The organism is Paracoccus stylophorae (assembly GCF_028553765.1).
Lineage (GTDB): Bacteria > Pseudomonadota > Alphaproteobacteria > Rhodobacterales > Rhodobacteraceae > Paracoccus > Paracoccus stylophorae.
In genome coordinates this window covers 3,033,338-3,055,370 of sequence record NZ_CP067134.1, presented here as the reverse complement: position 1 = coordinate 3,055,370, position 22,033 = coordinate 3,033,338, and the positions used below count along the sequence as shown (strand labels likewise).

Annotated in this window: 18 protein-coding genes; 12 read left to right on the top strand and 6 right to left on the bottom strand. The window is 69.1% G+C overall.

All coding sequences use genetic code 11. The features are described from left to right. Positions 1-60 precede the first annotated feature (60 nt). Positions 61-1,611 (top strand): pseudouridine synthase, encoded by a 1,551-nt coding sequence (locus tag JHW45_RS15050; RefSeq protein WP_272858406.1) that lies wholly within the window; start codon positions 61-63, stop codon positions 1,609-1,611. A 28-nt stretch (positions 1,612-1,639) separates the two neighbouring features. Here the strand turns inward: JHW45_RS15050 and hemP are convergent, their stop codons facing one another. Together hemP and JHW45_RS15040 are read right to left on the bottom strand one after the other, a co-directional pair. Next, positions 1,640-1,771, bottom strand: a complete 132-nt coding sequence (gene hemP / locus JHW45_RS15045) for a hemin uptake protein HemP (protein ID WP_272860633.1) — start codon at positions 1,769-1,771, stop codon at positions 1,640-1,642. Positions 1,772-1,914: 143 nt separating this feature from the next. Continuing rightward, complete coding sequence (locus tag JHW45_RS15040; RefSeq protein ID WP_272858405.1) at positions 1,915-2,811, bottom strand: zinc ABC transporter substrate-binding protein; 897 nt, start codon at positions 2,809-2,811, stop codon at positions 1,915-1,917. An 85-nt stretch (positions 2,812-2,896) separates the two neighbouring features. On the opposite strand from JHW45_RS15040, the gene JHW45_RS15035 reads away from it, so the two are divergent. From JHW45_RS15035 to JHW45_RS15020, 4 genes are all read left to right on the top strand, one after another. Next, on the top strand, positions 2,897-3,418 hold the full coding sequence (locus JHW45_RS15035; RefSeq protein ID WP_272858404.1) for a Fur family transcriptional regulator: 522 nt from the start codon (positions 2,897-2,899) through the stop codon (positions 3,416-3,418). Continuing rightward, positions 3,415-4,215: a metal ABC transporter ATP-binding protein gene (locus JHW45_RS15030; protein WP_272858403.1), complete on the top strand. Its 801-nt coding sequence runs from the start codon at positions 3,415-3,417 to the stop codon at positions 4,213-4,215. Before JHW45_RS15035 ends, JHW45_RS15030 begins: the two co-directional genes overlap by 4 nt. 6 nt (positions 4,216-4,221) lie before the next feature. Further along, the gene (locus tag JHW45_RS15025) at positions 4,222-5,004 is read left to right on the top strand and encodes a metal ABC transporter permease (RefSeq protein WP_272858402.1); all 783 of its coding nucleotides are present in this window, start codon (positions 4,222-4,224) and stop codon (positions 5,002-5,004) included. Positions 5,005-5,201: 197 nt separating this feature from the next. After that, on the top strand, positions 5,202-5,405 hold the full coding sequence (locus tag JHW45_RS15020) for a hypothetical protein (protein WP_419181811.1): 204 nt from the start codon (positions 5,202-5,204) through the stop codon (positions 5,403-5,405). Between the two features lie 174 nt (positions 5,406-5,579). On the opposite strand, the gene JHW45_RS15015 is transcribed toward JHW45_RS15020, so the two are convergent. The 4 genes from JHW45_RS15015 to JHW45_RS15000 form a co-directional block, all read right to left on the bottom strand. After that, positions 5,580-6,239, bottom strand: coding sequence for a YjbF family lipoprotein (locus JHW45_RS15015; RefSeq protein WP_272858401.1), 660 nt, complete (start codon positions 6,237-6,239; stop codon positions 5,580-5,582). Then, positions 6,236-8,392: a YjbH domain-containing protein gene (locus JHW45_RS15010; protein ID WP_272858400.1), complete on the bottom strand. Its 2,157-nt coding sequence runs from the start codon at positions 8,390-8,392 to the stop codon at positions 6,236-6,238. Before JHW45_RS15010 ends, JHW45_RS15015 begins: the two co-directional genes overlap by 4 nt. Before the next feature lie 142 nt (positions 8,393-8,534). Then, positions 8,535-9,443 carry a hypothetical protein gene (locus tag JHW45_RS15005; RefSeq protein WP_272858399.1) on the bottom strand — a complete coding sequence of 303 codons (909 nt, stop codon included), beginning with the start codon at positions 9,441-9,443 and terminating at the stop codon, positions 8,535-8,537. Between the two features lie 109 nt (positions 9,444-9,552). Further along, complete coding sequence (locus JHW45_RS15000) at positions 9,553-10,935, bottom strand: L-serine ammonia-lyase (RefSeq protein ID WP_272858398.1); 1,383 nt, start codon at positions 10,933-10,935, stop codon at positions 9,553-9,555. Positions 10,936-11,166: 231 nt separating this feature from the next. Between JHW45_RS15000 and dusB the strand changes: the two genes are divergently transcribed. From dusB to JHW45_RS14965, 7 genes are all read left to right on the top strand, one after another. Next, complete coding sequence (gene dusB / locus JHW45_RS14995) at positions 11,167-12,168, top strand: tRNA dihydrouridine synthase DusB (protein ID WP_272858397.1); 1,002 nt, start codon at positions 11,167-11,169, stop codon at positions 12,166-12,168. Beyond that, the gene (locus JHW45_RS14990) at positions 12,165-13,286 is read left to right on the top strand and encodes a two-component system sensor histidine kinase NtrB (protein WP_272858396.1); all 1,122 of its coding nucleotides are present in this window, start codon (positions 12,165-12,167) and stop codon (positions 13,284-13,286) included. Before dusB ends, JHW45_RS14990 begins: the two co-directional genes overlap by 4 nt. Before the next feature lie 12 nt (positions 13,287-13,298). Continuing rightward, positions 13,299-14,735 (top strand): response regulator, encoded by a 1,437-nt coding sequence (locus JHW45_RS14985; RefSeq protein ID WP_272858395.1) that lies wholly within the window; start codon positions 13,299-13,301, stop codon positions 14,733-14,735. Positions 14,736-14,810: 75 nt separating this feature from the next. Beyond that, positions 14,811-17,075, top strand: a complete 2,265-nt coding sequence (locus JHW45_RS14980) for a sensor histidine kinase NtrY-like (protein ID WP_272858394.1) — start codon at positions 14,811-14,813, stop codon at positions 17,073-17,075. Continuing rightward, on the top strand, positions 17,072-18,463 hold the full coding sequence (gene ntrX, locus JHW45_RS14975; RefSeq protein ID WP_272858393.1) for a nitrogen assimilation response regulator NtrX: 1,392 nt from the start codon (positions 17,072-17,074) through the stop codon (positions 18,461-18,463). The genes JHW45_RS14980 and ntrX overlap by 4 nt, the downstream gene beginning before the upstream one ends. A gap of 521 nt (positions 18,464-18,984) precedes the next feature. Continuing rightward, complete coding sequence (gene trkA, locus JHW45_RS14970; RefSeq protein WP_272858392.1) at positions 18,985-20,361, top strand: Trk system potassium transporter TrkA; 1,377 nt, start codon at positions 18,985-18,987, stop codon at positions 20,359-20,361. An 11-nt stretch (positions 20,362-20,372) separates the two neighbouring features. Continuing rightward, entirely contained in the window at positions 20,373-22,001 is a 1,629-nt protein-coding gene (locus JHW45_RS14965) for a potassium transporter TrkG (protein ID WP_272858391.1), read from the top strand. The last annotated feature ends 32 nt before the right edge of the window (positions 22,002-22,033 follow it).

Here is a 22,033-nt window from a genome sequence, read left to right as displayed (position 1 = left end):
CGACGCGCAACCATGTAGAACGCCTGCTTTGCCACCGCAGAGATGCGCAGGAGAGATCGCATGACCGACACCCCCGAAAATCCCGACAAACCGGCCGAGGCCGACCGCATCGCCAAGGTGATCGCCCGCGCCGGCCTTGCCAGCCGCCGCGAGGCCGAGCGCATGATCGTCGAGGGTCGCGTGACCGTGAACGGACGCAAGATCGACAGCCCCGCGCTGGACGTGATGCCCGGCGACCGCATCACCGTGGACGGCAAGAAGCTGGACGAGAAGCAGGAGACGCGGCTGTGGCTGTATTACAAGCCGGTCGGTCTGGTGACGACGGAATCCGATGAAAAGGGCCGCCAGACCGTGTTCGACGCGCTGCCGCGCGATCTGCCGCGCGTGATGACGGTGGGGCGGCTGGACCTGACTTCGGAAGGGTTGCTGCTGCTGACCAATGACGGAGAGCTGAAACGCCGGCTGGAACTGCCGTCCACCGGGTGGTTGCGGCGCTATCGCGTGCGGGTCAACGGCAGCCCCAGTGACATCACCTTCGCGCCGCTGCGCCGGGGCGCGATCATCGACGGCGAGGAATTCGCGCCGATGGAGATCAAGCTGGACAGCCAGCAGGGCGCGAATGCGTGGCTGACCGTGGGCATCCGCGAAGGCCGCAACCGAGAGATCCGGCGCGCGATGGCGCATGTCGGGTTGCAGGTGAACCGGCTGATTCGCGTGGGCTATGGCCCGTTCCGGCTGACCGGGCTGGAAAAGAACCAGGTCAGCGAGGTCAAGCGCAAGGTGTTGCGCGATCAGCTGGGCGGGCTGCTGACCGGCGAGGCGTCGGAAAAAGAGCGCGAGATCCGGCCGCGCGGGGCCGAGGCGTCGGGCCGACCGTTCGGCAAGCCGGGCGACCGGCCGGGGGGCGGCGCGCGCCGACCCGCCCGCGACGGCGACGGGACCGACCGTCCGCGCCGGTTCGAGGCCAAGCGTCCGCGCCGCGAGGAGGGCGAGGCGCCGCGCGGTTTCCGCGGCAAGACCGATGCGGGATCGCCTGAGGGGCGGGGCGACAAGCCGCGTTGGGGCAAGGACGACCGTCCGGCCCGCGCCGGCAAGCCGTGGGAAAAGCCCGACCGCCCGCGCGGTCCACGCGCCGAGGGCGAGGCGGGCGAGCGTCCGCGCCGCAGCTTTGGCGACCGGCCGGGTGGGGATCGTCCGGCCCGCGCCGGCAAGCCGTGGGAAAAGCCCGACCGCCCGCGCGGACCGCGCGCCGAGGGCGAGGCGGGCGAGCGTCCGCGCCGCAGCTTTGGCGACCGGCCCGGCGGGGATCGCCCGGCCCGCGCCGGCAAGCCGTGGGAGAAACCCGACCGCCCGCGCGGTCCACGCGCCGAGGGCGAGGCGGGCGAGCGTCCGCGCCGCGATTTCGGGGATCGGCCCGCAGGCGGGCAGGGGCCGCGTGACGGGGCGCGCAAACCCTATGGCAAACCGGGCGGCAAGCCGCAGGGTGGCAAACCGGGCTTCAAGGGTGCGGATCGGGGCGGGGCCGGACGGCCGACGGGTCGCCCCGGTGCGAAACCCGGCAGCAAGCCGGGCGGTGCGCCGAGAGGCAAACCCTCGGGGCCGAAACGATGAAGACGGGGCGCCATGCGGCGCCCCGTTTTCATTTCGTCAGGATCAGCTTGCCCGCGCGGGTGATGCGCAGCTGATAGATCTGGTCGTCCAGCACGATCAGGGCCTGATTGCCGCCACGGGTCAGTTGCGTCGCGTCATGCTGCGGAATCCGGGCAAGCATCTGGGTGGCAGAGCCGGAAAAATCGGCGGGTCGGGCAGCGGTCATTGCAGGCCTCTTGCGGTGGTGGTTGCGTCGCCGCCGAAGCTGGCAAATTCCGCGACAGATGTCAAAGTAAAACAGTCAGGAATCCATCGGCGGCCGGATCACCCCTTGTCCAGACAGCCGGACAGCGTGTCGGCCAGACCGCGCATCGTGTCCAGATAATGCGACGGGCCCTGGGGCACGCCCGCCCCGGCGGGGTCCAGTTCGCCGCCGACGGTGACATCCGTGCCCTCGGTCACGGTGCGGATCAGGACGGGGTCGTGGCCGTATTCGGGAAACGCGCAGCGCGCGCCCGATTCGGCGATCTGCGCGCGCACCGCCTGCACCCGCGCCGCCGATGCGCTGGTGGCATCGCCCGGCAGGACGGCGATGGCCGGGCGCAGCCCGTAACGGTCGGTGAAATAGCCGTAAGCGTCGTGAAAGACGGCAAAATCCGCGTCTTCCAGCGGCGCCAGCGTCGCCGCGATCCGCTCGTCCAGCGCGCGGTATTCGCGCGCGGCCGCCGCCGCATTGTCGGCATAGATGGCGGCGTTCGGCGGGTCGAGTTCCGACAGGCGGCGGGCGATGTGGTCCAGCCAGACCGGCGCGTTGGACAGGTCCAGCCAGGCATGGGGGTCGGTGTCGCCATGGTCGTGATCGTGATGATGCGCGTCGGCAGGGTTCAGCGCGCGCAGGGTCGCGTCCGGGACGCTCAGCAATTGCAGCTGTCCGGCCTGATCGTCGCGCCCGCCGGCGGCGCGGTCCAGCCACGGTGTCAGCTGGGGTCCGAACCACACCAGCAGCTGCGCCGATTGCAGCGCCCGCGCGTCCGAGGGGCGCATCTGGTAATGGTGAACGCCGCTGCCTGTGGGCAGCAGCACATGGGGCTGGCCCAGATCGCCCATGATCTGCGACACCAGCGCGCCTGAAATCGCGGTGTCGGTCACGATCTGCGGCGGTGCGGCGTGGGCGGGACCGGTCAGCATGGCCAGCAGGGCGGCGGAAAGCAGAAAGCGCATGAACACTCCTTGAGACAGATTGCGGGGCGATGCTGTCTATGTGATAGGATAACAAGTCAACCGTCCTGTTATAAAGTTACACACCATGTCCCCCGTCCCAGCCCCTGATCCCACACCGCCCCCCGACCCCGGCGCGGCCTTTGCCCCGCACGATCACGGCGCCTGCCAGGCGCAGGCGCTGCAGGCGGCGCTGGCCCGGGTCGCGGCGCAGGGCGCGCGGCTGACCCCGGTGCGCCGCCGCACGCTGGAGATCCTGCTGGAATCGCATCGCGCCATGGGTGCCTATGAGGTGCTGGGGCGGCTGGCCGCCGAAGGGTTCGGGCATCAGCCGCCGGTCGCCTATCGGGCGCTGGATTTCCTGGTGCAGCACGGGCTGGCGCACCGGTTGCAGCGGCTGAACGCCTTTGCCGCCTGCCTGCACCCGGATCGGGATCATGCGCCGGCCTTTCTGATCTGCCGGTCCTGCCAGAAACTGGCCGAACTGACCGCCGCCCCCATGCGCGAGGCGCTGGCCCGGATGGCCCGCGGCAACGGCTTCAGCGTCGAGCGGGCGACGATCGAGGCGGTGGGGCTGTGTCCCGCCTGCATGAACGGCGAGGCCGCATGAGCGCGTTGATCGAGGCGCGCGACCTGACCATCCAGCGCCCCGGCAGCGCCGAGACGGTGCTGCGCGACGTCGATTTCCGGATCGCTGCGGGCGAGATCGTCACCGTGGTCGGGCCGAACGGGTCGGGCAAATCCTCGCTGGTGCGCGCGCTTCTGGGACATGCGCCGCTGGCTGGCGGTCGGGTTGCGCGACAAACCGGGCTGCGCATCGGCTATGTGCCGCAGCGCGTGCAGATCGACACGGCGATTCCGATGACCGTGCGCCGGTTCCTGTCGCTGCCGCGCCGGATCGCGGATCGCGATGCCGCCGCGGTGCTGGCGCGCACCGGCGTGCCGGGGTTGCAGCGACGGCAGCTGACGCAGCTGTCGGGGGGACAGTTCCAGCGCGTGCTGCTGGCGCGCGCGCTGCTGCATCGGCCCGACCTGCTGGTTCTGGACGAGCCGACGCAGGGGCTGGATCAGCCCGGCATGGTCGCCTTTTACCAATTGGTCGAGGATGTGCGTCGCCAGACCGGCGCGGCGGTGCTGATGGTCAGCCACGATCTGCTGGTGGTCATGCGCGCCTCGGACCGGGTGATCTGCCTGAACGGTCATGTCTGCTGCGAGGGCACGCCGCAGGATGTCAGCGTCGATCCCGCCTATCGCGCGCTGTTCGGGGCCGATGCGCAGGGCACGCTGGCGCTGTATCGCCATCATCACGACCACGATCACGACCATGACCATGACCATGACCATGCCCATGACCATGGCGACGGGCACGGGCACGGGCACGGCCATCTTCAACACGGTCAGGGCTGAGCCACGATGCTGGACGATTTCTTCATGCGCGCCCTGCTGGCCGGTCTGGGGCTGGCGGTCGTCACCGGACCGCTTGGCAGTTTCGTGGTCTGGCGGCGCATGGCCTATTTCGGCGATTCGACCGCCCATGCGGCGATTCTGGGCGTCGCGCTGAGTCTGGCGTTTCAGGTGTCGATCTATGCCGGCACGCTGCTGGTGGCGCTGTCGATGGCGCTGCTGGTGTCGGTATTGGCCGCGCGCGGGCAGGCGATGGACACGATGCTGGGCGTGCTGGCCCATTCGGCGCTGGCTATCGGTCTGGTCGCGATCAGCTTCGTCCCGGCGGCGCGGGCCGATCTGAACAGCTATCTGTTCGGCGACATTCTGGCGGTCGGGCGCGCCGATCTGGCGCTGATCTGGGGTGGGGGCGCGCTGGTGCTGGGGCTGCTGCTGTGGCGCTGGCAGCGGCTGGTCACGGCGACGCTGAACGAGGAGCTGGCGATGGCCGCCGGCATCGACCCTCGAACCGAACGTCTGGCGCTGTCCATCGCGCTGGCCGTGGTCGTCGCGCTGGCGATTCGGGTGGTCGGATCGCTGCTGATTTCGGCGCTGCTGATCGTGCCGGCGGCCGCCGCGCGCGGTCTGGCGCCCACGCCGGAACGCATGGCGGCGATCGCCGCGCTGATCGCGGCCGCGTCGGTGGGGGCGGGATTATGGGCCAGCCTGAAACTGGACAGCCCGGCCGGACCGTCCATCGTGGTGGCGGCGGCAGTCTTTTTCCTGCTGAGCCTGTTTTTCCGTCGCAATTAGGCCCGGGTTGCCCCAGAGTCGCGCAGGGTCCGGCGACACTGGAACCCGTTGGCGCGCCATGTGTTGGCCAATATGCAACAGTGGGCGCAACCCCTCGGCGGATTTGATTTAATGCTGCTTTTCAACCGTCGGGGATTGTGTAACTGTCACATCGATGTTGCCGGAGACGGCAGCTTTCAACGAAACGGAGCATGATCATGACCAAATTCGCTACTTTCGCTGCCGCCCTCGGCCTGACCGCATCTTCGGCTCTGGCCGGTGGCTATGTTGCCCCCGTCGTGGACGTCGAGCCCGTCGTGGTGGAAGAACAGCCCGCCTCGTCGAATGCCGGCCTGGTTGTCCCCGCCCTGCTGCTGCTGGGCGTGATTGCCGCCGTCGCTTCGGACGACGACGACAGCTGATTTCGGGACGGACCGGACCTTCCGGTCTGTTTCAAGGGGGCTGGCCTTCGGGCCGGCCCCCTTTTCTTGTGCGGTCCGGCCGGCCGCGATAGTCGACCGGCGGCGTGAACTCCGGTCACGAAAAAACCGGCCTGCAAGGGCCGGTTTCTTTCTGTCGGAACCTGTGGACGCGTCTCAGGGCCGCAAGGTCTGGATCGTCACATAACCCAGGGCCGGGCCGATCCACTGGCGGGATACCGCGATCTGGCCGCCTTGCACCATATAGCTGTTCTGGAAGCTGGTGCCGTGGCCCCGGCAATCTTCGACCAGCACGCCGGGATTGGGTCCGGCGCCGACCGTGCAGTCGAATTGCAGCGGGCGTTCCCGACCGTCGCCGCTGAAATAGCGCATCACGCGCTGGCCGCGTCCGGCGCTGCCCGCGCGGATCAGCGCCTCGGTTCCCGGTTCGGCGACGGACAGATCATGGCCCAGACCGCGCGTGCCGACCAGCATGCCGCCGCGCAGGATCAACGCCTCTTCGGCGGGGGTCATATAGGTGCGCTGGCCGCCATTCTGTCCGGTCATCGCCATGATCTGGGTCTGGCCCAGATTTTCAAACCCGGCCATGATCAGCGGGCCGGGATTGACGCGCAGCGCCTCGGCCGCGCGTTCCTGCGGCGTTCGGGCGGGTGCGGCGGGCTGATCGCGCGCGGTTCGGGACGCGATGGTCTGCTGCGCGGTGCTGGCCAGCACGCCAAGCGGGCCATAGCCCGCCTCGTCGCCGGTGGCGTTGCCGCAGGCCGACAGCGCGGCCAGCGCAGCCGCCGCCAGCGTGAACTTGGGCGCGGATGTCATCGCCAGAACCTCCCCCAGCCTTGATACAGTTTGACCGAATGGCTGTCGCGGACGCGGTCGTAAAGACGACCGTTCACGTTCAGCTGCGCGCCGCCGTCGCGCGACAGGGATCGCAGCGTCGTGGTCGCCCGTTCGCGCGAGGGTTGGCCGGTGGCCCAGGCCAGCGGGATCGACAGGGTGATGCCCTTGTCAAAGCTGCCTTCGCCGAATTCTTCGGCCGACAGGTCGGTCTTGGTGACAAAGGCGCCGATCTGCCAGCCATTCGCGAATTCGCGCGTCAAGGTCAGCGTCGCACCCTTGTCGCCGGCCAGATACTTGCCGACGTCAAGCTGCGCGGTGAAGCCCTGCGAAAATTCGTAATAGGCCGAGACATGGCCCATCGTCACCTCATAGTCGCGGAAGCTGAACAGCTGGTCGAAATCGCGTTTCTTCACGCGGTTGATTTCGGCCCCGAAGCCGAAGGCCGAGTCGGCGGGCTTCCAAAGCACCTCGGCCGACACGCCGCCATAGGCGCGTTCCAGCAGGCCGGTCGTCACGCGAGTATAGACGTTCTGCGCGGGCTTTGCATACCATGCCAGCGTCAGTTCCGGGATCACCGGATCGGTGTTGCCGGTATACATGCGCGTGTCGGATCGCACCCGCGGCACGCCCTCGGGCGTGGTTTCAAGACCCGGATCGGCCAGATATTCCTGCGGGGTATAGTGTTCGCCGCGTTCGCCGGGGATGCCCGGCCCGCGCTGGTCGATATTGCCGAAGGCGCGCTGGCGCAGCGCGCCGGTCAGTTCCAGACCGGGCACGATTTCATAGCTGGCGCGGGCTTCGCCGCCGACCTGATAGGTCAGGCCGTCCTCGGCGCTGAAGATGCCCAGATCCAGATAGGGTTTCACGCTCCAGCGGAACCGCGGATAGATGTCGGGGCTGCGGACCAGACCTGCGGGCGATGGCGCGGCGTCGGCGATTGTCGAGGCGGCGGCGATCCGCCCGGCCTCGGTATTCTCAAGCCGTTCGACGTCCGAGCGCGACAGCGTCACCGAGGATGTCGGCACGCCCTCGGCGGTCGATGTGATCACCAGCGTCTCGACCGAGGGCGGCAGCGCGCGGGTCATCAGCCTTGCGGTGCGGCCCACCGCCTCGGCCTGGTTCACGTAACGCTGGTTGCGGATCCGGACCTCGGCGCGGTTGGCCGACAGCGCCATCGATTCCAGGATCTGCCCCTCGTCGGCCAGCGCATCGGCCAGCGCCGTCTGGATCGCGGGCTGCGCGGTCGGGTCCTGCGACCAGCTTCCCGACCAGCCTTCCGGGTCTGCGGCAGGCGCGGGGCGCGTGCGCACGGGGGCGGGTGCCTTTTCCAGACCCGAGGGATAGGGCGCCTCGCGCGGGTTCAGCGCGACCGAGAACTGCGCCCCGAACGTCTTGCCGCCGATCGTGTAAAGTCCGACCTCATAGGCGCGGCCGAATTTGTAATAGGCGGCAAGGTTGAGGTTGCTGTCGGGTTCCTCGCCCTGCTGATAGACGCGACCGTTGCTGTAGCTGGCCACATATTCGTCGTTGGAATATTCGGCCACCAGGCTGAGCCGGTCGTTGACCTGCCAGCTGATCGAGCCGAAGGGCTTCGGGCTGCCCGAGAACCAGTCCTCGACATTCGGCGTCCCGCCCTCGTCATCGACGTCGATGACCCGGTTCTTGCCCGCCAGCGTGCCCCAGCCCAGGCCCGCCGAGGCGCGGATGGTGGGCGTGATGTTGCGGCTGGCGACGATGTATTCGCCCGAATAGACGCCGGTGCCCAGAAAGTCGCGCAGACCGACCGCGACCGCCGGCCGCCATCCCTGTTCGTCGAAGATCTGGTAATGCAGATCGAACGAGCGGTCCGAGATATAGCCGTCGTTGCGGTAATCGTTGATGCCGTCCACCCGCGCATAGCGCAGCACGGCGGTCAGGCCGGGCAGCGCCTGAAAGCTGACATTGGCCCTGCGCGCGTAATCGGAATAGGAAATCGTGCCGGACAGCGTGCCGTCGGGCAGGGTTTCCGCAGTGGGCGTGTCGATCCCGCCCGGCGTGCCGAAGCTGGACATGTTGCGCGCCAGCATCGGGTCGGCCACCGCCACCGACGTGGCCGAGCCGATGACAAGCGCGGCCGGAAGGGTCGTCGCCATCAGACGTCTGAAAAGCGGGGTTCGGCGCATCGGTGTTCCTCGTTCAGCAGGTGCCGCGATCATAGTCGCGACGCCGGGCGATTGGCAGGCCGCCGGCACGAAATGCCGGCTGGTGCGTCATCTGCGCCGCAGGTCGGGCGCGTTATTCGGTGCTGTCCGCCGCGTCGTCGTCCGCAGGCGCGGCATTGGCGGGTGCATCATCGGCGGGTGCCGCATCGGCGGGTGCCGCGACCGAGGGCGGGGTGGACGGCAGGCGCAGCGGCAGATCGGGCACGGCAGGGGTGGCGGGGCCGCTGTCGGGCGCGGGCGTCTGCGTCGCCGCGTTGCCCTGGGTGGCGCTGTCGCCGGTCGTTGCCGGGGTGGTGTCGGACGCGGGCGCGGTCTGGGCCGCATCGGCGGGCGAAGGCGTCGGGGTCGGTGCGGGGGCGGGGGCCGGTGCCGGTGCGGGGGCCGGTTTTGCGGCGGCGGGGCGCGAGGCTGCGGGTTTCGGCGCGGCCGCTTTGGGCGCGGCGGGGGCCGGGGCGCGGGTTGCCGCCACCGCCGATGCCACGTCGGCCGAGGCCGGCGCGGCGCAGCCGCGTTCGGTGCGCCCCGAGACCTTCAGTTCCGCCGACATCGTGAAACGCTGGCCGGACATGCTGTCGCGGCAGGGCGTGCCGCGCACGGTCAGCGCGAAGGGCCGGCCGTTCAGCACGCCCACATATTCCACCCCCTTGGCGAAGGCCAGCCGGTCCACGCGCACCGCTCGCCCCTTTGGGTTCTCCGGCGTGGTGTAGATCGCGGTGCTGCCGGCCACGTCCACTGACCAGGCGGGCTCATTGCCGCGCGCGCTGAACGCGTTGGTGTTGTAGGTCGCGGCCTCGGCGGTGGCGACGGCGCGGGCCTCGGCGGCACCGGTTTCGATCGGCTGTTCCAGCGGCGAGACGCCCGGAGGCCCCTGATGGCCCTGAACCTGGGCTTCCTGCTGGCTGCCCAGACCCGGCAGGCCGGTGCCTTCGCAGGCGGCAAGCGGCAGGGTCACAAGGGCGATGAGGGCGAGACGCGAGGACATCGGGCGGCCTTTTTGATTTTGGATCACTGTCAAAAGCGTTAGCAATCGCCGCCCCTCGGGGCAAGCGTCGTGCGCAGCCTGCGGCGGCAGATCGCCCGTCGCCCGGGTCTCAGCAATTGGGGACGTTGACGGCCAGCCCGCCAAGCGAGGTTTCCTTGTATTTCTCGGACATGTCGCGGCCGGTCTGGCGCATCGTCTCGATCGCGGCGTCCAGCGGCACGAAATGGCTGCCGTCGCCGCGCAGGGCCAGGCTGGCGGCGCTGACCGCCTTGATCGCGCCCAGACCGTTGCGTTCGATGCAGGGCACCTGCACCAGCCCCTTCACCGGGTCGCAGGTCATGCCCAGATGATGTTCCAGCGCGATTTCGGCGGCGTTTTCCACCTGCTCAGGCGTCCCGCCCAGCACCGCGGCCAGCCCGGCGGCGGCCATGGCCGAGGCGCTGCCGACCTCGGCCTGACAGCCGCATTCCGCCCCCGAGATCGAGGCGTTGTGCTTGATCAGCCCGCCCACCGCCGCAGCCGTCAGCAGGAAATCGGGCAGGTCGCGTTCGGACGCGCCCGGCACATGATCCAGCCAGTACCGGATCACCGCCGGCACCGTGCCCGCCGCGCCGTTGGTGGGGGCGGTGACGACCTGTCCGCCGGCGGCGTTTTCTTCGTTCACGGCCATGGCATAGGTGGACATCCAGTCGTTGATGACATGCGGCGCGGTCAGGTTCATGCCGCGTTCGGCCAACAGCTTTTCATGGATCGCGTGCGCCCGCCTGCGCACGTTCAGCCCGCCGGGCAGGGTGCCGGTGGCCGCAAGCCCCCGGTCCATGCAGTCGCGCATCACCTGCCAGATCCGCATCAGACCCTCGCGCAGATCGGCCGGGTCGCGATAGACCAGTTCGTTGGCGCGCTTCATGTCGGCGATGGATTTGCCCGATGTGCGGGCCATGTCCAGCATCTCGGCGGCGCTGGCGAAGGGGAAGGGCACCTGCGAGACGGCGTCGCTGCGATCCTCGTCGCCCTTGCGGGCCAGCTCCTCTTCGGTCAGCACGAAACCGCCGCCGACGGAATAATAGACCTGCCGAAAGATCACGTCGCCCTGCGCATCGGTCGCGGCCAGCGTCATGCCGTTGGCGTGTCCGGGCAGGGCGTGGTCATAATCGAAGCGCAGATCGGCCTCGGGATCGAATCGCACTTCGCCCAGCCCCTCGGGCGTCAGGACGCGGGATTCGCGGTTCGCGGCCAGCGCGGCCTCGGCCTTTTCGGCGTCCATCGTGGCGGGCACGAAACCTGCCAGCCCAAGGATCGTCGCCCGGTCGGTGGCATGGCCCTTGCCGGTAAAGGCCAGGCTGCCATGCAGGCTGGCTTTCAGCCCCTTTGCCCGGAACGGTTGTTGCCGCAGCGCATCCAGAAACCGCGCGCCCGCGACCATGGGACCCATGGTGTGCGAGGATGACGGGCCGACGCCCACCTTGAACAGATCGAAGACCGACAGAAACATGTGGCACCCTTGCAGGAAGGTGGCGAAAAAGACGCAAGGCGCGGCCCGCGCGGCCGGCCCGCACGCGACCTTGGCACGGAATGGAGCCAAGGTGAAACGCGCGTCGCGCCTGCCCGATAAATTTGCATGATGCCTGTATCTTGTGCAATGACCCGCGCGCAGCAGACAGGCGGACCCGCCGCCCCGAGGCGATTCTTGCGACAGGGGCGATGCCGGGCGAAGGACATGACGATGCATTTGCCGGACCCGATCATCCTTGGCGACACGCGGCTTGGGCCGCCGGTCTTTCTGGCGCCCATGGCCGGGATCACCGACCTGCCGTTCCGGCGGGCGGTGGCGCGGCACGGCGCCGGGCTGATGGTCAGCGAGATGGTGCCCGCATCCGAGATGGTGACGCCGCGCCCCTCGACCCGCGCGGCGATCCGGGCCAAGGCCCTGACCGGGGGTGCGCTGCCCGTCAGCGTGCAGATCGCGGGCCGCGAGGCCGGGGCGATGGCCGAAACCGCCCGGATCGTGCAGGGGATGGGGGCGGCGATCATCGACATCAACATGGGCTGCCCGGCCAAGAAGGTGACGGGCGGGCTGTCGGGTGCCGCGCTGATGCGGGATCTGGACCACGCGCTGAGCCTGATCGACGCGGTGGTCGGCGCGGTGCAGGTGCCGGTCACGCTGAAGATGCGTCTGGGATGGGACGACACCTGCCTGAACGCCGCCGACCTGTCGGCGCGTGCCCGCGATGCGGGGGTGCGGATGCTGACCGTGCATGGCCGGACGCGGGCGCAGTTCTACAAGGGCCGGGCCGACTGGTCGCGCATTGCCCGGGTCGCGGCGATTCCCGGCCGTCCGCCGCTGGTCGCCAATGGCGATGTCGTCGATGCGGCCTCGGCCCGCGCGGCGCTGGCGCAGTCCAGCGCGGATGCGGTCATGGTCGGACGCGGGGCGCAGGGTGCGCCGTGGCGGCTGGCCGGGATCGCGCATCGCCTGTGGGGCACGCCCGCCCCGGCCGTCCCGCGCGGCGCGCAGCTGGCCGATGCGGTCGAGGAGCATTACCACGACATGCTGGGCTTTTACGGCGCCGAGCTGGGCCTGCGCGTCGCGCGCAAGCATCTGGGCTGGTATGCGCAGGCGAACGACGCCCCCCTGCGCGCCGAGATGCTGCGCGCCGACAGCCCGGCGGCGACGGTCGCGCTGATCCGCAGCGCCTTTGCCGATGCGCCGGGGCTGGCGGCATGACGGCGGCGCCCGCCCGCTTCTTTCATCCGGCGCGGCCGGGTCCGGGGTGGGACGCGCTGCCGCTGCCGGCCCTGGTGCTGGACGAGACGGGGCGGATCGCGGCGATGAACGACGCGGCCGAATCGTGGCTGAACCTGTCGCGCAACTCGGCCCTTGGCAGGACGCTGGAGTCCGAGGCGGTGGCCGGGCGGCTGCGCATCCGGCCGTCGCTGCGCGATCTGATCGGCCGCGCGATGCGCACCGGCGAGACGCTGTATCAGGCCGAGATCTGTTTCCAGATCGCGGACCGGGCCGGGGGCCACCGCGCGCGGCGCGCCGCCGTCCATGCCGGACCGGCCGGCGGCGGCGGCGGGACCGTCGCGCTGCTGCTGGTGCCTGCTGCCGACGATGCCGGGATGCTGCATCAGAACCGGGCCGTGCGCACCGCCGCGCGCAGCGCCGTCGGCATGGCCGAGATGCTGGCCCACGAGATCAGGAACCCGCTGGCCGGAATCCGCGGCGCGGCGCAGATCCTGGGCATGAATGCCGCGCCCGAGGATCGCGAGATGGCCGACATGATCGTCGGCGAGACGCGCCGGATCGTGTCGCTGCTGGATCAGGTGGAACGGTTCGGCGACACCTCGCCGCCGCATCTGGCGGCGGTGAATGTCCATGACGTGCTGGAAAACGTGCGCCGGCTGGCAAAGGCCGGGTTCGCGCGCCGGATCGCGCTGCTGGCGGATTACGATCCCTCGCTGCCGCCGGCGCTGGCCGATGCCGACCAGTTGACGCAGGTCTGCCTGAACCTGGTGAAGAATGCCGCCGAGGCGCTGGCGGCCACCGACCGGCCGACGATCCGGCTGCACAGCTTTTACGACCACGCCCTGCGCCTGCCGCCCGATGCGGACGATCCCGCCGGACGCCCGCTGCCCTTGCAGATCGTGGTCGAGGATAACGGGCCGGGCCTGCCCGCGGCCATCGCCGACCAGATCTTCGAGCCGTTCGTGTCGGGGCGCGAGAACGGGACCGGGCTGGGACTGGCGCTGGTCGGCAAGATCGTCACCGATCACCGCGCGCTGATCCGGGTGAACTCGCGCCCCGGCTGCACGCGCTTTCGCATTTCGCTGCCCAAGGCATGAGGACCTGACGCCATGGACGGAACCGTTCTGATCGCCGACGACGACCGCACCATCCGCACGGTGCTGACGCAGGCGCTGACCCGCGCGGGCTGCCGGGTCCACGCCACCGGCAGCCTGGGGCAGTTGTCGAAATGGGTCGAGGAGGGGCGCGGCGATCTGGTCATCACCGACGTGATGATGCCCGACGGCAACGGCATCGACCGAATCCCCGCGATCCGTCAGGCAAGGCCCGATCTGCCGGTGATCGTGATTTCGGCCCAGAACACCATCGTCACCGCAATCCGCGCGACCGAGGCCGAGGCGTTCGAATATCTGCCCAAGCCCTTCGATCTGCCCGAACTGATGGCCAAGGCGCGCGCGGCGCTGTCCAGCCGGCCGCGCAGACCGGCGACCGATCCCGCGCCCGCGACGCTGGGCCGGGGCGCCGACCGCGACATGCCGCTGATCGGGCGGGCGCCGGCGATGCAGGCGCTGTTTCGCATGGTCGCGCGGGTGCTGAACGCCGATCTGCCGGTGCTGATCGCGGGCGAGCCGGGCGTCGGCAAAAGCACCATCGCGCGGTCCTTTCACGACCTGTCGGACCGCCGAGATCGCGGCATGGCGGTCCTGACTGCCGCCGATGCCGGTGCCGGGGCGATCGCGCGCGCGGCGGACGCGGCGCAGGGCGGAACCATCGTGATCGAGAACCCGGCCGGGTTCGAGCCTGCGGCGCAGGCGCGGCTGATCGGTCTGATCGAATCGCTGGAAGCCGGACCTGACCAGCCGGGCGCGCCGCGCATCGTGACCACCTGCGGCCCCGATCCGCAGGCCGATGTCGCCGCCGGCTATCTCCGCTCGGACCTCTATTACCGGCTGGCCGGGGTGACCATCGCGGTGCCGCCGCTGCGCGCGCGTGTCGACGACATCCTGCCGCTGGCCGATCACCTGCTGGGCCGCGCGGCGGCGCAGGGTCTGCCCGAACGCCGCCTGTCCGACGAGGCGGCGGCGCTGCTGCGGGCGCATCCGCTGCCGGGAAACGTGCGCGAGCTGGAAAACATCATGCGCAGGCTGGCGCTGACCTCGACCGGCGCGACCGTCACCGGCGCCGAGATGCGCGAGACGCTGAGCCAGACATCGGCGCCGCACCCGCCGGCGATTGCCGCGGGCGACGGGGCCGCCGCATCCGCCGGATGGGGCGCGACGCTGCCGCCGGGCAATGCCAGGCTGTCGGATTCGGTCGAGGCGCATCTGCAACGCTATTTCGATCTGCATGGCGACGAATTGCCGCCGCCCGGCCTGTATCAGCGAATCCTGCGCGAGATCGAACGCCCGCTGTTGCAGATCGCGCTGGATGCGACCGGCGGAAATCAGCTGCGTTGCGCCGATCTGTTGGGAATAAACCGCAATACTTTGCGCAAGAAGCTGACCGAGCTGAATATCGAGGTGACACGGCGCCGCAAACTGATGTAAAACCGCCACAGGTGGCAGCGCCAGAGTCACGGAGCTGCAACAGGCAAAGCCGCGCAAGACGGCGAGTGGGGGGACATGGCAGAGTCCGCATCAGGGCTGAGCTGGGACAGGCTGGCACGGATCAGGATTCCGCGTCAGTGGCGCGGCGTTCTCAGCTGGGGCGTCCTGCTGGTCGGCGGGCTGCTGGCGGTCGCGACCATGACCGTGCTGGGGCCGCTGAGCCACGGCGTCGAAAGCCGCGTGCTGCGCTTCATCCTGCTGCTGGATCTTTTGTATCTGATCTGCCTGATCGGCCTTGTGGTGGCCCGCATGGCGCGCCTGATCTCGGCGCGGCGGGCCTCGGCTGCGGGATCGCGGCTGCATTCGCGGCTGGTCGCGGTGTTTGCGGGGCTGGCGCTGGTGCCGACGGTGCTGGTGGCGCTGTTCGCGGGGCTGCTGGTCAATATCGGGCTTGAGGGATGGTTCTCGGACCGGGTCCAGCAGGTCGTCACCACCTCGCAGGCGGCGGCCGAAGCCTATCAGGAGGAACATCGCCGCGACCTGACCGAGGATGCGCGCGCGCTGGCCGGGGTGCTGACGCAGGCGGGCCGCAGCAACCCGATGATCGACGACGGCGAGATGCGGCAGTTGCTGGTGCAGGGGCAGGCCCTGATCCAGCGCGGCCTGCGCGAGGCCTATATCGTCAACGGCGCGGGCGAGATCCGCGCGCGCGGCGAACGAAGCTATCTGTTCTGGTACGAGGCGCCGACCGGCGAGCAGCTGGATCGGGCGCTGACCGAGGGGCTGGTCCTGATCGAGGACTGGCAGAACAACGAGTTCCGCGCCCTGGTCCCGCTGCCGCCGCTGGCCGACCGGTTCCTTTACGTCACACGCGATGTGGACGGCGATCTTCTGGGTCTGCTGGACGAGACCCGCGCCACCGTCGGCGATTACCGCCAGCTTGAGGAAACGCGCGGGCAGGTGCTGTTCGAATTCTCGCTGGTCTATCTGGGCTTTGCGCTGTTGCTGGTCGCGGCGGCGGTGTGGCTGGGGCTGTGGTTCGCCAGCCGCCTGTCGCGGCCCATCGGCGCGCTGGCCGTGGCCAGCGAACAGGTCGGACGCGGCAATCTGGACGTGCAGGTGCCCGAACCCGATACCGGCGACGAGATCCAGACCCTTGGCGAAAGCTTCAACCGCATGACCCGGCAGTTGAAGACGCAGCGCGAGGAGCTGGTCGAAAGCTATCGCGCCAGCGACGAACAGCGCCGCCTGTTCGACAATGTGCTGAGTTCGGTCACCTCAGGCGTGATCGGCCTCGATGCGGCGGGCGAGATCGATTTCGTCAACCGCTCGGCCACGCGGCTTCTGGGGCTGGACCCGATGCGCGATATCGACGCGCTGCTGTCCGAGGCGGTGCCCGAATTCGCGCCGCTGTTTGCGCGGCTGTCGGCCTCGGTCGCCGAGACGATCCAGGACGAGGTGCGGCTGGCGCGCGACGGGCGGATCGAAAGCCTGCTGGTGCGGATGGCGGTGCGGCGCGGCACCGATGGCGGGCTGGAAGGCTATGTCGTGGCCTTCGACGACGTGACCGAGCTGGTCAGCGCGCAGCGCATGGCGGCGTGGGGCGACGTCGCCCGCCGCGTCGCGCACGAGATCAAGAACCCGCTGACGCCGATCCAGCTGTCGGCGGAACGGCTGCGGCGCAAGTTCGGGCCGCTGGCCGGACCCGAGGACAAGGTGTCGCTGGATCAGTATGTCGACGTGATCATCCGCCAGACCGGCGATCTGCGCCGGATCGTGGACGAATTCAGCCGCTTTGCCCGGATGCCCGAACCCGACCGGGTCGAGACCGATCTGGCCGCGCTGCTGCGCGAGACGGTGCTGCTGCAACGCGACGCGCTGCAGGGCGCGCTGGTCGAGGACATTCCCGATCGGCCGGTGATCGTGGATTGCGACGCGGGCATGCTGCGCCAGGCGCTGACCAACCTGCTGAAGAACGCGGGCGAGGCGGTCGAGGAACGCGCCGCCGACGCGGCGGACGGCTGGGCCCCGCGGGTCGAGGTGACGATGAGCGCGGGTCCCGACAGCGTCACCATCCGCATCACCGATAACGGCCCCGGCCTGCCCGGCGATCGCGCCCGGCTGTTCGAGCCCTATGTGACGCTGAAGCCGCAGGGCACCGGGCTGGGGCTGCCGATCGTGAAGAAGATCGTCGAGGAACATGGCGGCAGCCTGGCGCTGACCGATGCGCCCGGCCGCGATGGCGCCATGGCCGAGATCCGATTGCCGCGCGAACGTCACCCGGTGCGCGGCGCACAACCCAGAAACAGGCATGACAAGGACGAGGCGGGAACGATATGAGCGACATTCTGATCGTCGACGACGAACGGGATATCCGCGAACTGATCGCGGACATCCTGAAGGACGAGGGGTTCGAGGTGCGGCTGGCCGCCAATTCCGACGAGGCGGTGAACGCGCTGAACGAACAGGAACCGGCGCTGATGGTGCTGGATATCTGGCTGAAGGACAGCCGGATGGACGGGATCGACATCCTCAAGCAGGTCAAGCGCAACAACCCCGATGTGCCGGTCATCATCATCTCGGGTCACGGCAATATCGAGATCGCGGTCGCCGCGATCCGGCAGGGCGCCTATGACTTCATCGAAAAACCGTTCAACATCGACCAGCTGATGGTGGTGGTGAACCGGGCGATGGAAACCAGCCGGCTGCGGCGCGAGAACAGCAGCCTGCGCCGGGGCGGCGACCGCGCGACCGAGATGCTGGGCCAGTCGGCGGCGTTCAAGCGTCTGCGCGACAATCTGGACAAGGTCGCCAAGTCGAACGGACGGGTGATGCTGTCGGGCGAGCCGGGGGCGGGCAAGGAACTGGCCGCGCGCTATGTCCACGCCCAAAGCCCGCGGGCAGGCGCGGCGTTTGTCACCGTTCCCTGCGCCAGTATCGAACCCGAACGCATGGAAGAGGTGCTGTTCGGCCGCGAGAGCCCGGAACGCGGGATCGAGCCGGGCCTGCTGGAACAGGCGCATGGCGGCGTCATCTATTTCGACGAGGTGGGCGACATGCCGCTTGGGACCCAGCCCAAGATCCTGCGCGTCCTGACCGAGCAGCAGTTCATGCGGGCGGGCGGATCGGACCGGGTGCGCGTCGATCTGCGCGTGATCTCGTCCACCAACCGCGATCTGCCGGCCGAAATCGCGGCGGGGCGGTTCCGGCAGGAGCTGTATGACCGGCTGAACGTGGTGCCCGTGGCGGTGCCGTCGCTGGCCGACCGGCGCGACGACATCGCCCTGCTGGCGCGCAGCTTCATCGAGCAGTTCAACCGCACGCAGGGCTTGCCCGCGCGCGAATTGCCCGAGGAAACCGTGGCCGCGTTGCAGTCGATGCGCTGGCCGGGCAATATCCGGCAGCTGCGCAACGTGATCGAGCGCGTGCTGATCCTGACCGAGGAAAGCGGCCCGATCCAGCCATCCGAGCTGGAGCCGCAGGGGGCCACGCCCGACAACAGCGACGCGCTGAGCCTGGGGCCGCAGATCACCGCCATGGCGCTGCGCGAGGCGCGTGAGATGTTCGAACGCGAATATCTGCTGGCCCAGATCAACCGGTTCGGCGGCAATATCAGCCGCACCGCGCAATTCGTGGGGATGGAGCGCAGCGCCCTGCACCGCAAGCTGAAATCGCTTGGCGTGGTGGGCGGGATGCGCAACGAGGAAGAGATGCTGGCCGGCAAATAGATCGCGGTATCGGTGCTGGCGTACGCCGTCCGGTCGCGACGTGAAACGAGGTCGGCGATGCGCTGCCAGCCAGCACCGCCGACCGCGCCCGGATCAGCCTGACGGGTGACGGCGTTCGGGGGAACAAACACGATGCGGCAAGGCGCCGGACGACGGACGCAGACGGAAACCGCGGCCGAACACCTTCTGCATTCTCCATCTCCGTGCGTTGTGTCATCTGGTCCGATTCACGAGCCTTTTTCCCAAGGCCCCGTGCCCGATCCTGCGGGTGGCAGACGGCAACAGCCCGACCCGCGCGCCGTGGATGCGCCATCCGCAATCTTCAGGATCGAAGGATTTAAACTACCCGATTTCCGCTCTCTTTTCAAGTGCGGCGGCGGCTGGATCGCAATTCAGGGTTGCGGCCCGACCCGGTCGCGGCACCGGACTTGCGGGCCGCGTTTCGCAAGACGGTTGCGCGCTGGCTGTGTGCGGCATAGGCAAAGATCAGGGCGGTGCGCCGCGCGGGAACGGGGACTGGGATGAAGATCATCATCTGCGGGGCAGGGCAGGTCGGCTGGCAGATCGCGCGGCATCTGTCGGGCGAACGCAACGATGTCACCGTGATCGACAATAACGGCGAACTGATCCGCCGCGCGACCGATGCGCTGGACGTGCAGGGCGTGACCGGCTTTGCCAGCCATCCCGACGTTCTGGACCGGGCCGGGGCGCGCGACGCCGATCTGATCATCGCGGCCACCCATTCGGACGAGGTGAACATGGTCACCTGTCAGGTCGCCCATTCCGTGTTCCAGGTCCCGCGCAAGATCGCGCGCCTGCGCAGCAGCGCCTATCTGGACGCGATCTATTCCGATCTCTACCGCACCGACCACCTGCCCATCGACGTGGTGATCAGCCCCGAACGCGAGGTCGCCAAGGCCGCGCTGCAACGCCTGTCCGCGCCCTCGACCTTCGATGTCGAGACATTCCTGAACGGCAAGATCCAGCTTCTGGGGATCGTGCTGGAGGATGATTGTCCGGCGCTGAACACGCCGCTGCGCCAGTTGAACGAGATCTTCTCGAGCCTGCGGGCCATCGTGACCGGGGTGCGCCGCGACGGCAGGCTGTTCGCGCCCGACCCGGGCGATCAGCTGTTCGCGGGCGATCAGGTCTATATCTTCACCCATATCGACGACGTGAACCGCACGCTGGAAATCTTCGGCAAGCCGCCGCAGAAACAGGAACGGGTGGTCGTCATCGGCGCGGGCAATGTGGGTCTTGCCGTCGCGCGGGCGCTGGAGGCGCGGGTGGACCGCATCCGCGCCAAGCTGATAGAAAAGGGTCGCGCGCGGGCCGAATTCGCCGCCGACCGGCTGGAACGGACCATCGTGCTGAACGGCGACGGCCTGTCGGCCGAGTTGCTGGAAGAGGCGGCGGTGCCCACCGCCGACGCCGTGCTGGCGGTGACCGACGACGACAAGACCAACATCCTGGCGGCGGTGCGCGCCAAGCAGGCGGGCGCGAAGATGGTCATCTCGCTGATCAACGATCCGACGCTGGTGCCGCTGATGGGGGCGCTGGACATCGACGCCTATATCAATCCGCGCGCCACCACCGTCTCGACCATCCTGCGCCATATCCGCCACGGCCGCGTGCGCGACATCTATTCCATCGGCGACGCCGAGGCCGAGGTGATGGAGGCGCAGGTGCTGTCCACCTCGCCCATGTCCGGCCGCGCGATCCGCGACATCGAATTTCCCGAAGGCGTGCTGATCGGCGCGGTCCAGAAGGGCGACCGGATCATCAAGCCGTCCTCGGACACGCGGATCGAGGAAGGCGATCTGGTGCTGATCTTCGCCCTGACCCCAGACGTGCCGGAGGTCGAACGCCTTCTGCAGGTCTCGATCGACTTTTTCTGAGACAGCCGCCCGTGTCGTCCTTTTCGCGCCAGCCCCTGCTGATCCAGCTGACCGTGATCGCGGCGCTGGCGATGCTGGTGCCGGCCTCCTACGCCTCGGTCGTGGACGAGAACGCGATTGCGCGGCATTTCCTGTATACCGCGCTGCTGGCGCTGATCCTGTCGGGCATGATCGGGCTGGCCACCGTCGCCAATCGCAGGCGGCAGGGCGCGCGCGACACGTTGCTGAACATGCTGGCCGCGATGGCGGTCCTGCCGCTGATCCTGGCGGTGCCGTTCGCGGAAAGCCTGCCCGATACCGGGCTGTTCAACGCCTGGTGGGAGATGGTGTCGTCGCTGACAACCACCGGTGCCTCGCTGTATTCGGCCGATCTGCTGCCCGCGCCGCTGCATCTGTGGCGGGCGATGGTCGGCTGGATGGGCGGCTTTTTCATGCTGGTGGCGGCAATCGCCATTCTGGCGCCGCTGCGGGTCGGCGGGTTCGAGATCATGTCCTCGCCCTATGGCCGCAGCGAACAGTTCGAGCGTCTGCCAGAATCCGCCGACCCCAGAGAGCCGCAGCCGCATCTGTCCGCCCCCGATTTTACCACCGATCTGAACGCGCCCGCCCTGCGCCTGCTGCGCAGCGCGCAGGCGGTGCTGCCGGTCTATGCCGGGCTGACGCTGACGATGTGGCTGATCCTGCTGCTTCTGGGCGACGAATCGCTGGTCGCGCTGTGCCGGGCGATGGGCACGCTGGCGACCAGCGGGATATCGCCCGTGATCGGCCCGGCGGGGGAAAGTTCGGGCGTCGCGGGCGAAATGGTGGTGTTCCTGTTCCTGATCCCGGCGCTGTCGCGGCGGTTCTGGCCGGGGGGCGGCGAGTTGCGCGCCACCGAACGGCTGATCGAGGACCCAGAATTGCGCATGGCCGCAGCACTGGTCGGGACGGTGGCGACGGTGCTGTTCCTGCGCCACTTCATCGGCGCCATCGAAACCGGCGTCGCCGAACCCGAAGCGCCGCGGATGCTGGCCGATCTGCGCAACACGCTGGCCGCGTTCTGGGGCGGGCTGTTCAACGCGCTCAGCTATCTGACCACGACGGGCTGGAACTCGGTCGATTGGCAGGGGGCGCGGGCGTGGTCGGGCCTGTCATCGCCCGGCCTGATCCTGGCTGGGCTGGCGATGATGGGCGGGGGCGTCGCCACCACGGCGGGCGGGGTCAAGCTGCTGCGGCTTTACGCCCTGTCCCGCCACGGCGAGCGCGAGATGGAGCGGATCATCCATCCCAGCTCGGTCGCCGGGGGCGGGCGGATCGCGCGGCGGCTGCGGCACGAGGGGGCGTATCTGTCCTTCATCTTCTTCATGCTGTTTGCCACCTCCATCGCGGTCACGGTCGCGCTGGTGTCGATCAAGCAGATCGAGTTCGAGACCGCCACCATCCTGTCCATCGCGGCGCTGACCAATACCGGACCGCTGGCGGCGGTGATTCCGCTGACCCCGGCCTTCGACGGCACGGCGGGCATCGCCTCCGCGCCGTGGGAAGGCTGGTCCGGCCTGCCCGTGCTGACCAAGATCGTGCTGGCCTGCGCGATGATCGTGGGCCGGCTTGAGACGCTGGCGATCCTGGCGCTGTTCTCGCCCGAGTTCTGGCGCCGCTGATCCGCGCGGCACTGGCGGCTTGACGTGCGGGC

Coding starts and splice junctions, on each gene's coding strand:
- JHW45_RS15010 (WP_272858400.1), bottom strand. CDS start 8,392: ATGGCGACGACCCTTCCGGCCGCGCTTGTCATCGGCTCGGCCACGTCG.
- JHW45_RS15030 (WP_272858403.1), top strand. CDS start 3,415: ATGAGCGCGTTGATCGAGGCGCGCGACCTGACCATCCAGCGCCCCGGC.
- hemP (WP_272860633.1), bottom strand. CDS start 1,771: ATGCTTGCCCGGATTCCGCAGCATGACGCGACGCAACTGACCCGTGGC.
- JHW45_RS15020 (WP_419181811.1), top strand. CDS start 5,202: ATGACCAAATTCGCTACTTTCGCTGCCGCCCTCGGCCTGACCGCATCT.
- JHW45_RS15000 (WP_272858398.1), bottom strand. CDS start 10,935: ATGTTTCTGTCGGTCTTCGATCTGTTCAAGGTGGGCGTCGGCCCGTCA.
- JHW45_RS15025 (WP_272858402.1), top strand. CDS start 4,222: ATGCTGGACGATTTCTTCATGCGCGCCCTGCTGGCCGGTCTGGGGCTG.
- JHW45_RS15040 (WP_272858405.1), bottom strand. CDS start 2,811: ATGCGCTTTCTGCTTTCCGCCGCCCTGCTGGCCATGCTGACCGGTCCC.
- dusB (WP_272858397.1), top strand. CDS start 11,167: ATGCATTTGCCGGACCCGATCATCCTTGGCGACACGCGGCTTGGGCCG.
- JHW45_RS15035 (WP_272858404.1), top strand. CDS start 2,897: ATGTCCCCCGTCCCAGCCCCTGATCCCACACCGCCCCCCGACCCCGGC.
- JHW45_RS14985 (WP_272858395.1), top strand. CDS start 13,299: ATGGACGGAACCGTTCTGATCGCCGACGACGACCGCACCATCCGCACG.
- JHW45_RS14980 (WP_272858394.1), top strand. CDS start 14,811: ATGGCAGAGTCCGCATCAGGGCTGAGCTGGGACAGGCTGGCACGGATC.
- ntrX (WP_272858393.1), top strand. CDS start 17,072: ATGAGCGACATTCTGATCGTCGACGACGAACGGGATATCCGCGAACTG.
- JHW45_RS15005 (WP_272858399.1), bottom strand. CDS start 9,443: ATGTCCTCGCGTCTCGCCCTCATCGCCCTTGTGACCCTGCCGCTTGCC.
- JHW45_RS14990 (WP_272858396.1), top strand. CDS start 12,165: ATGACGGCGGCGCCCGCCCGCTTCTTTCATCCGGCGCGGCCGGGTCCG.
- trkA (WP_272858392.1), top strand. CDS start 18,985: ATGAAGATCATCATCTGCGGGGCAGGGCAGGTCGGCTGGCAGATCGCG.
- JHW45_RS15050 (WP_272858406.1), top strand. CDS start 61: ATGACCGACACCCCCGAAAATCCCGACAAACCGGCCGAGGCCGACCGC.
- JHW45_RS15015 (WP_272858401.1), bottom strand. CDS start 6,239: ATGACATCCGCGCCCAAGTTCACGCTGGCGGCGGCTGCGCTGGCCGCG.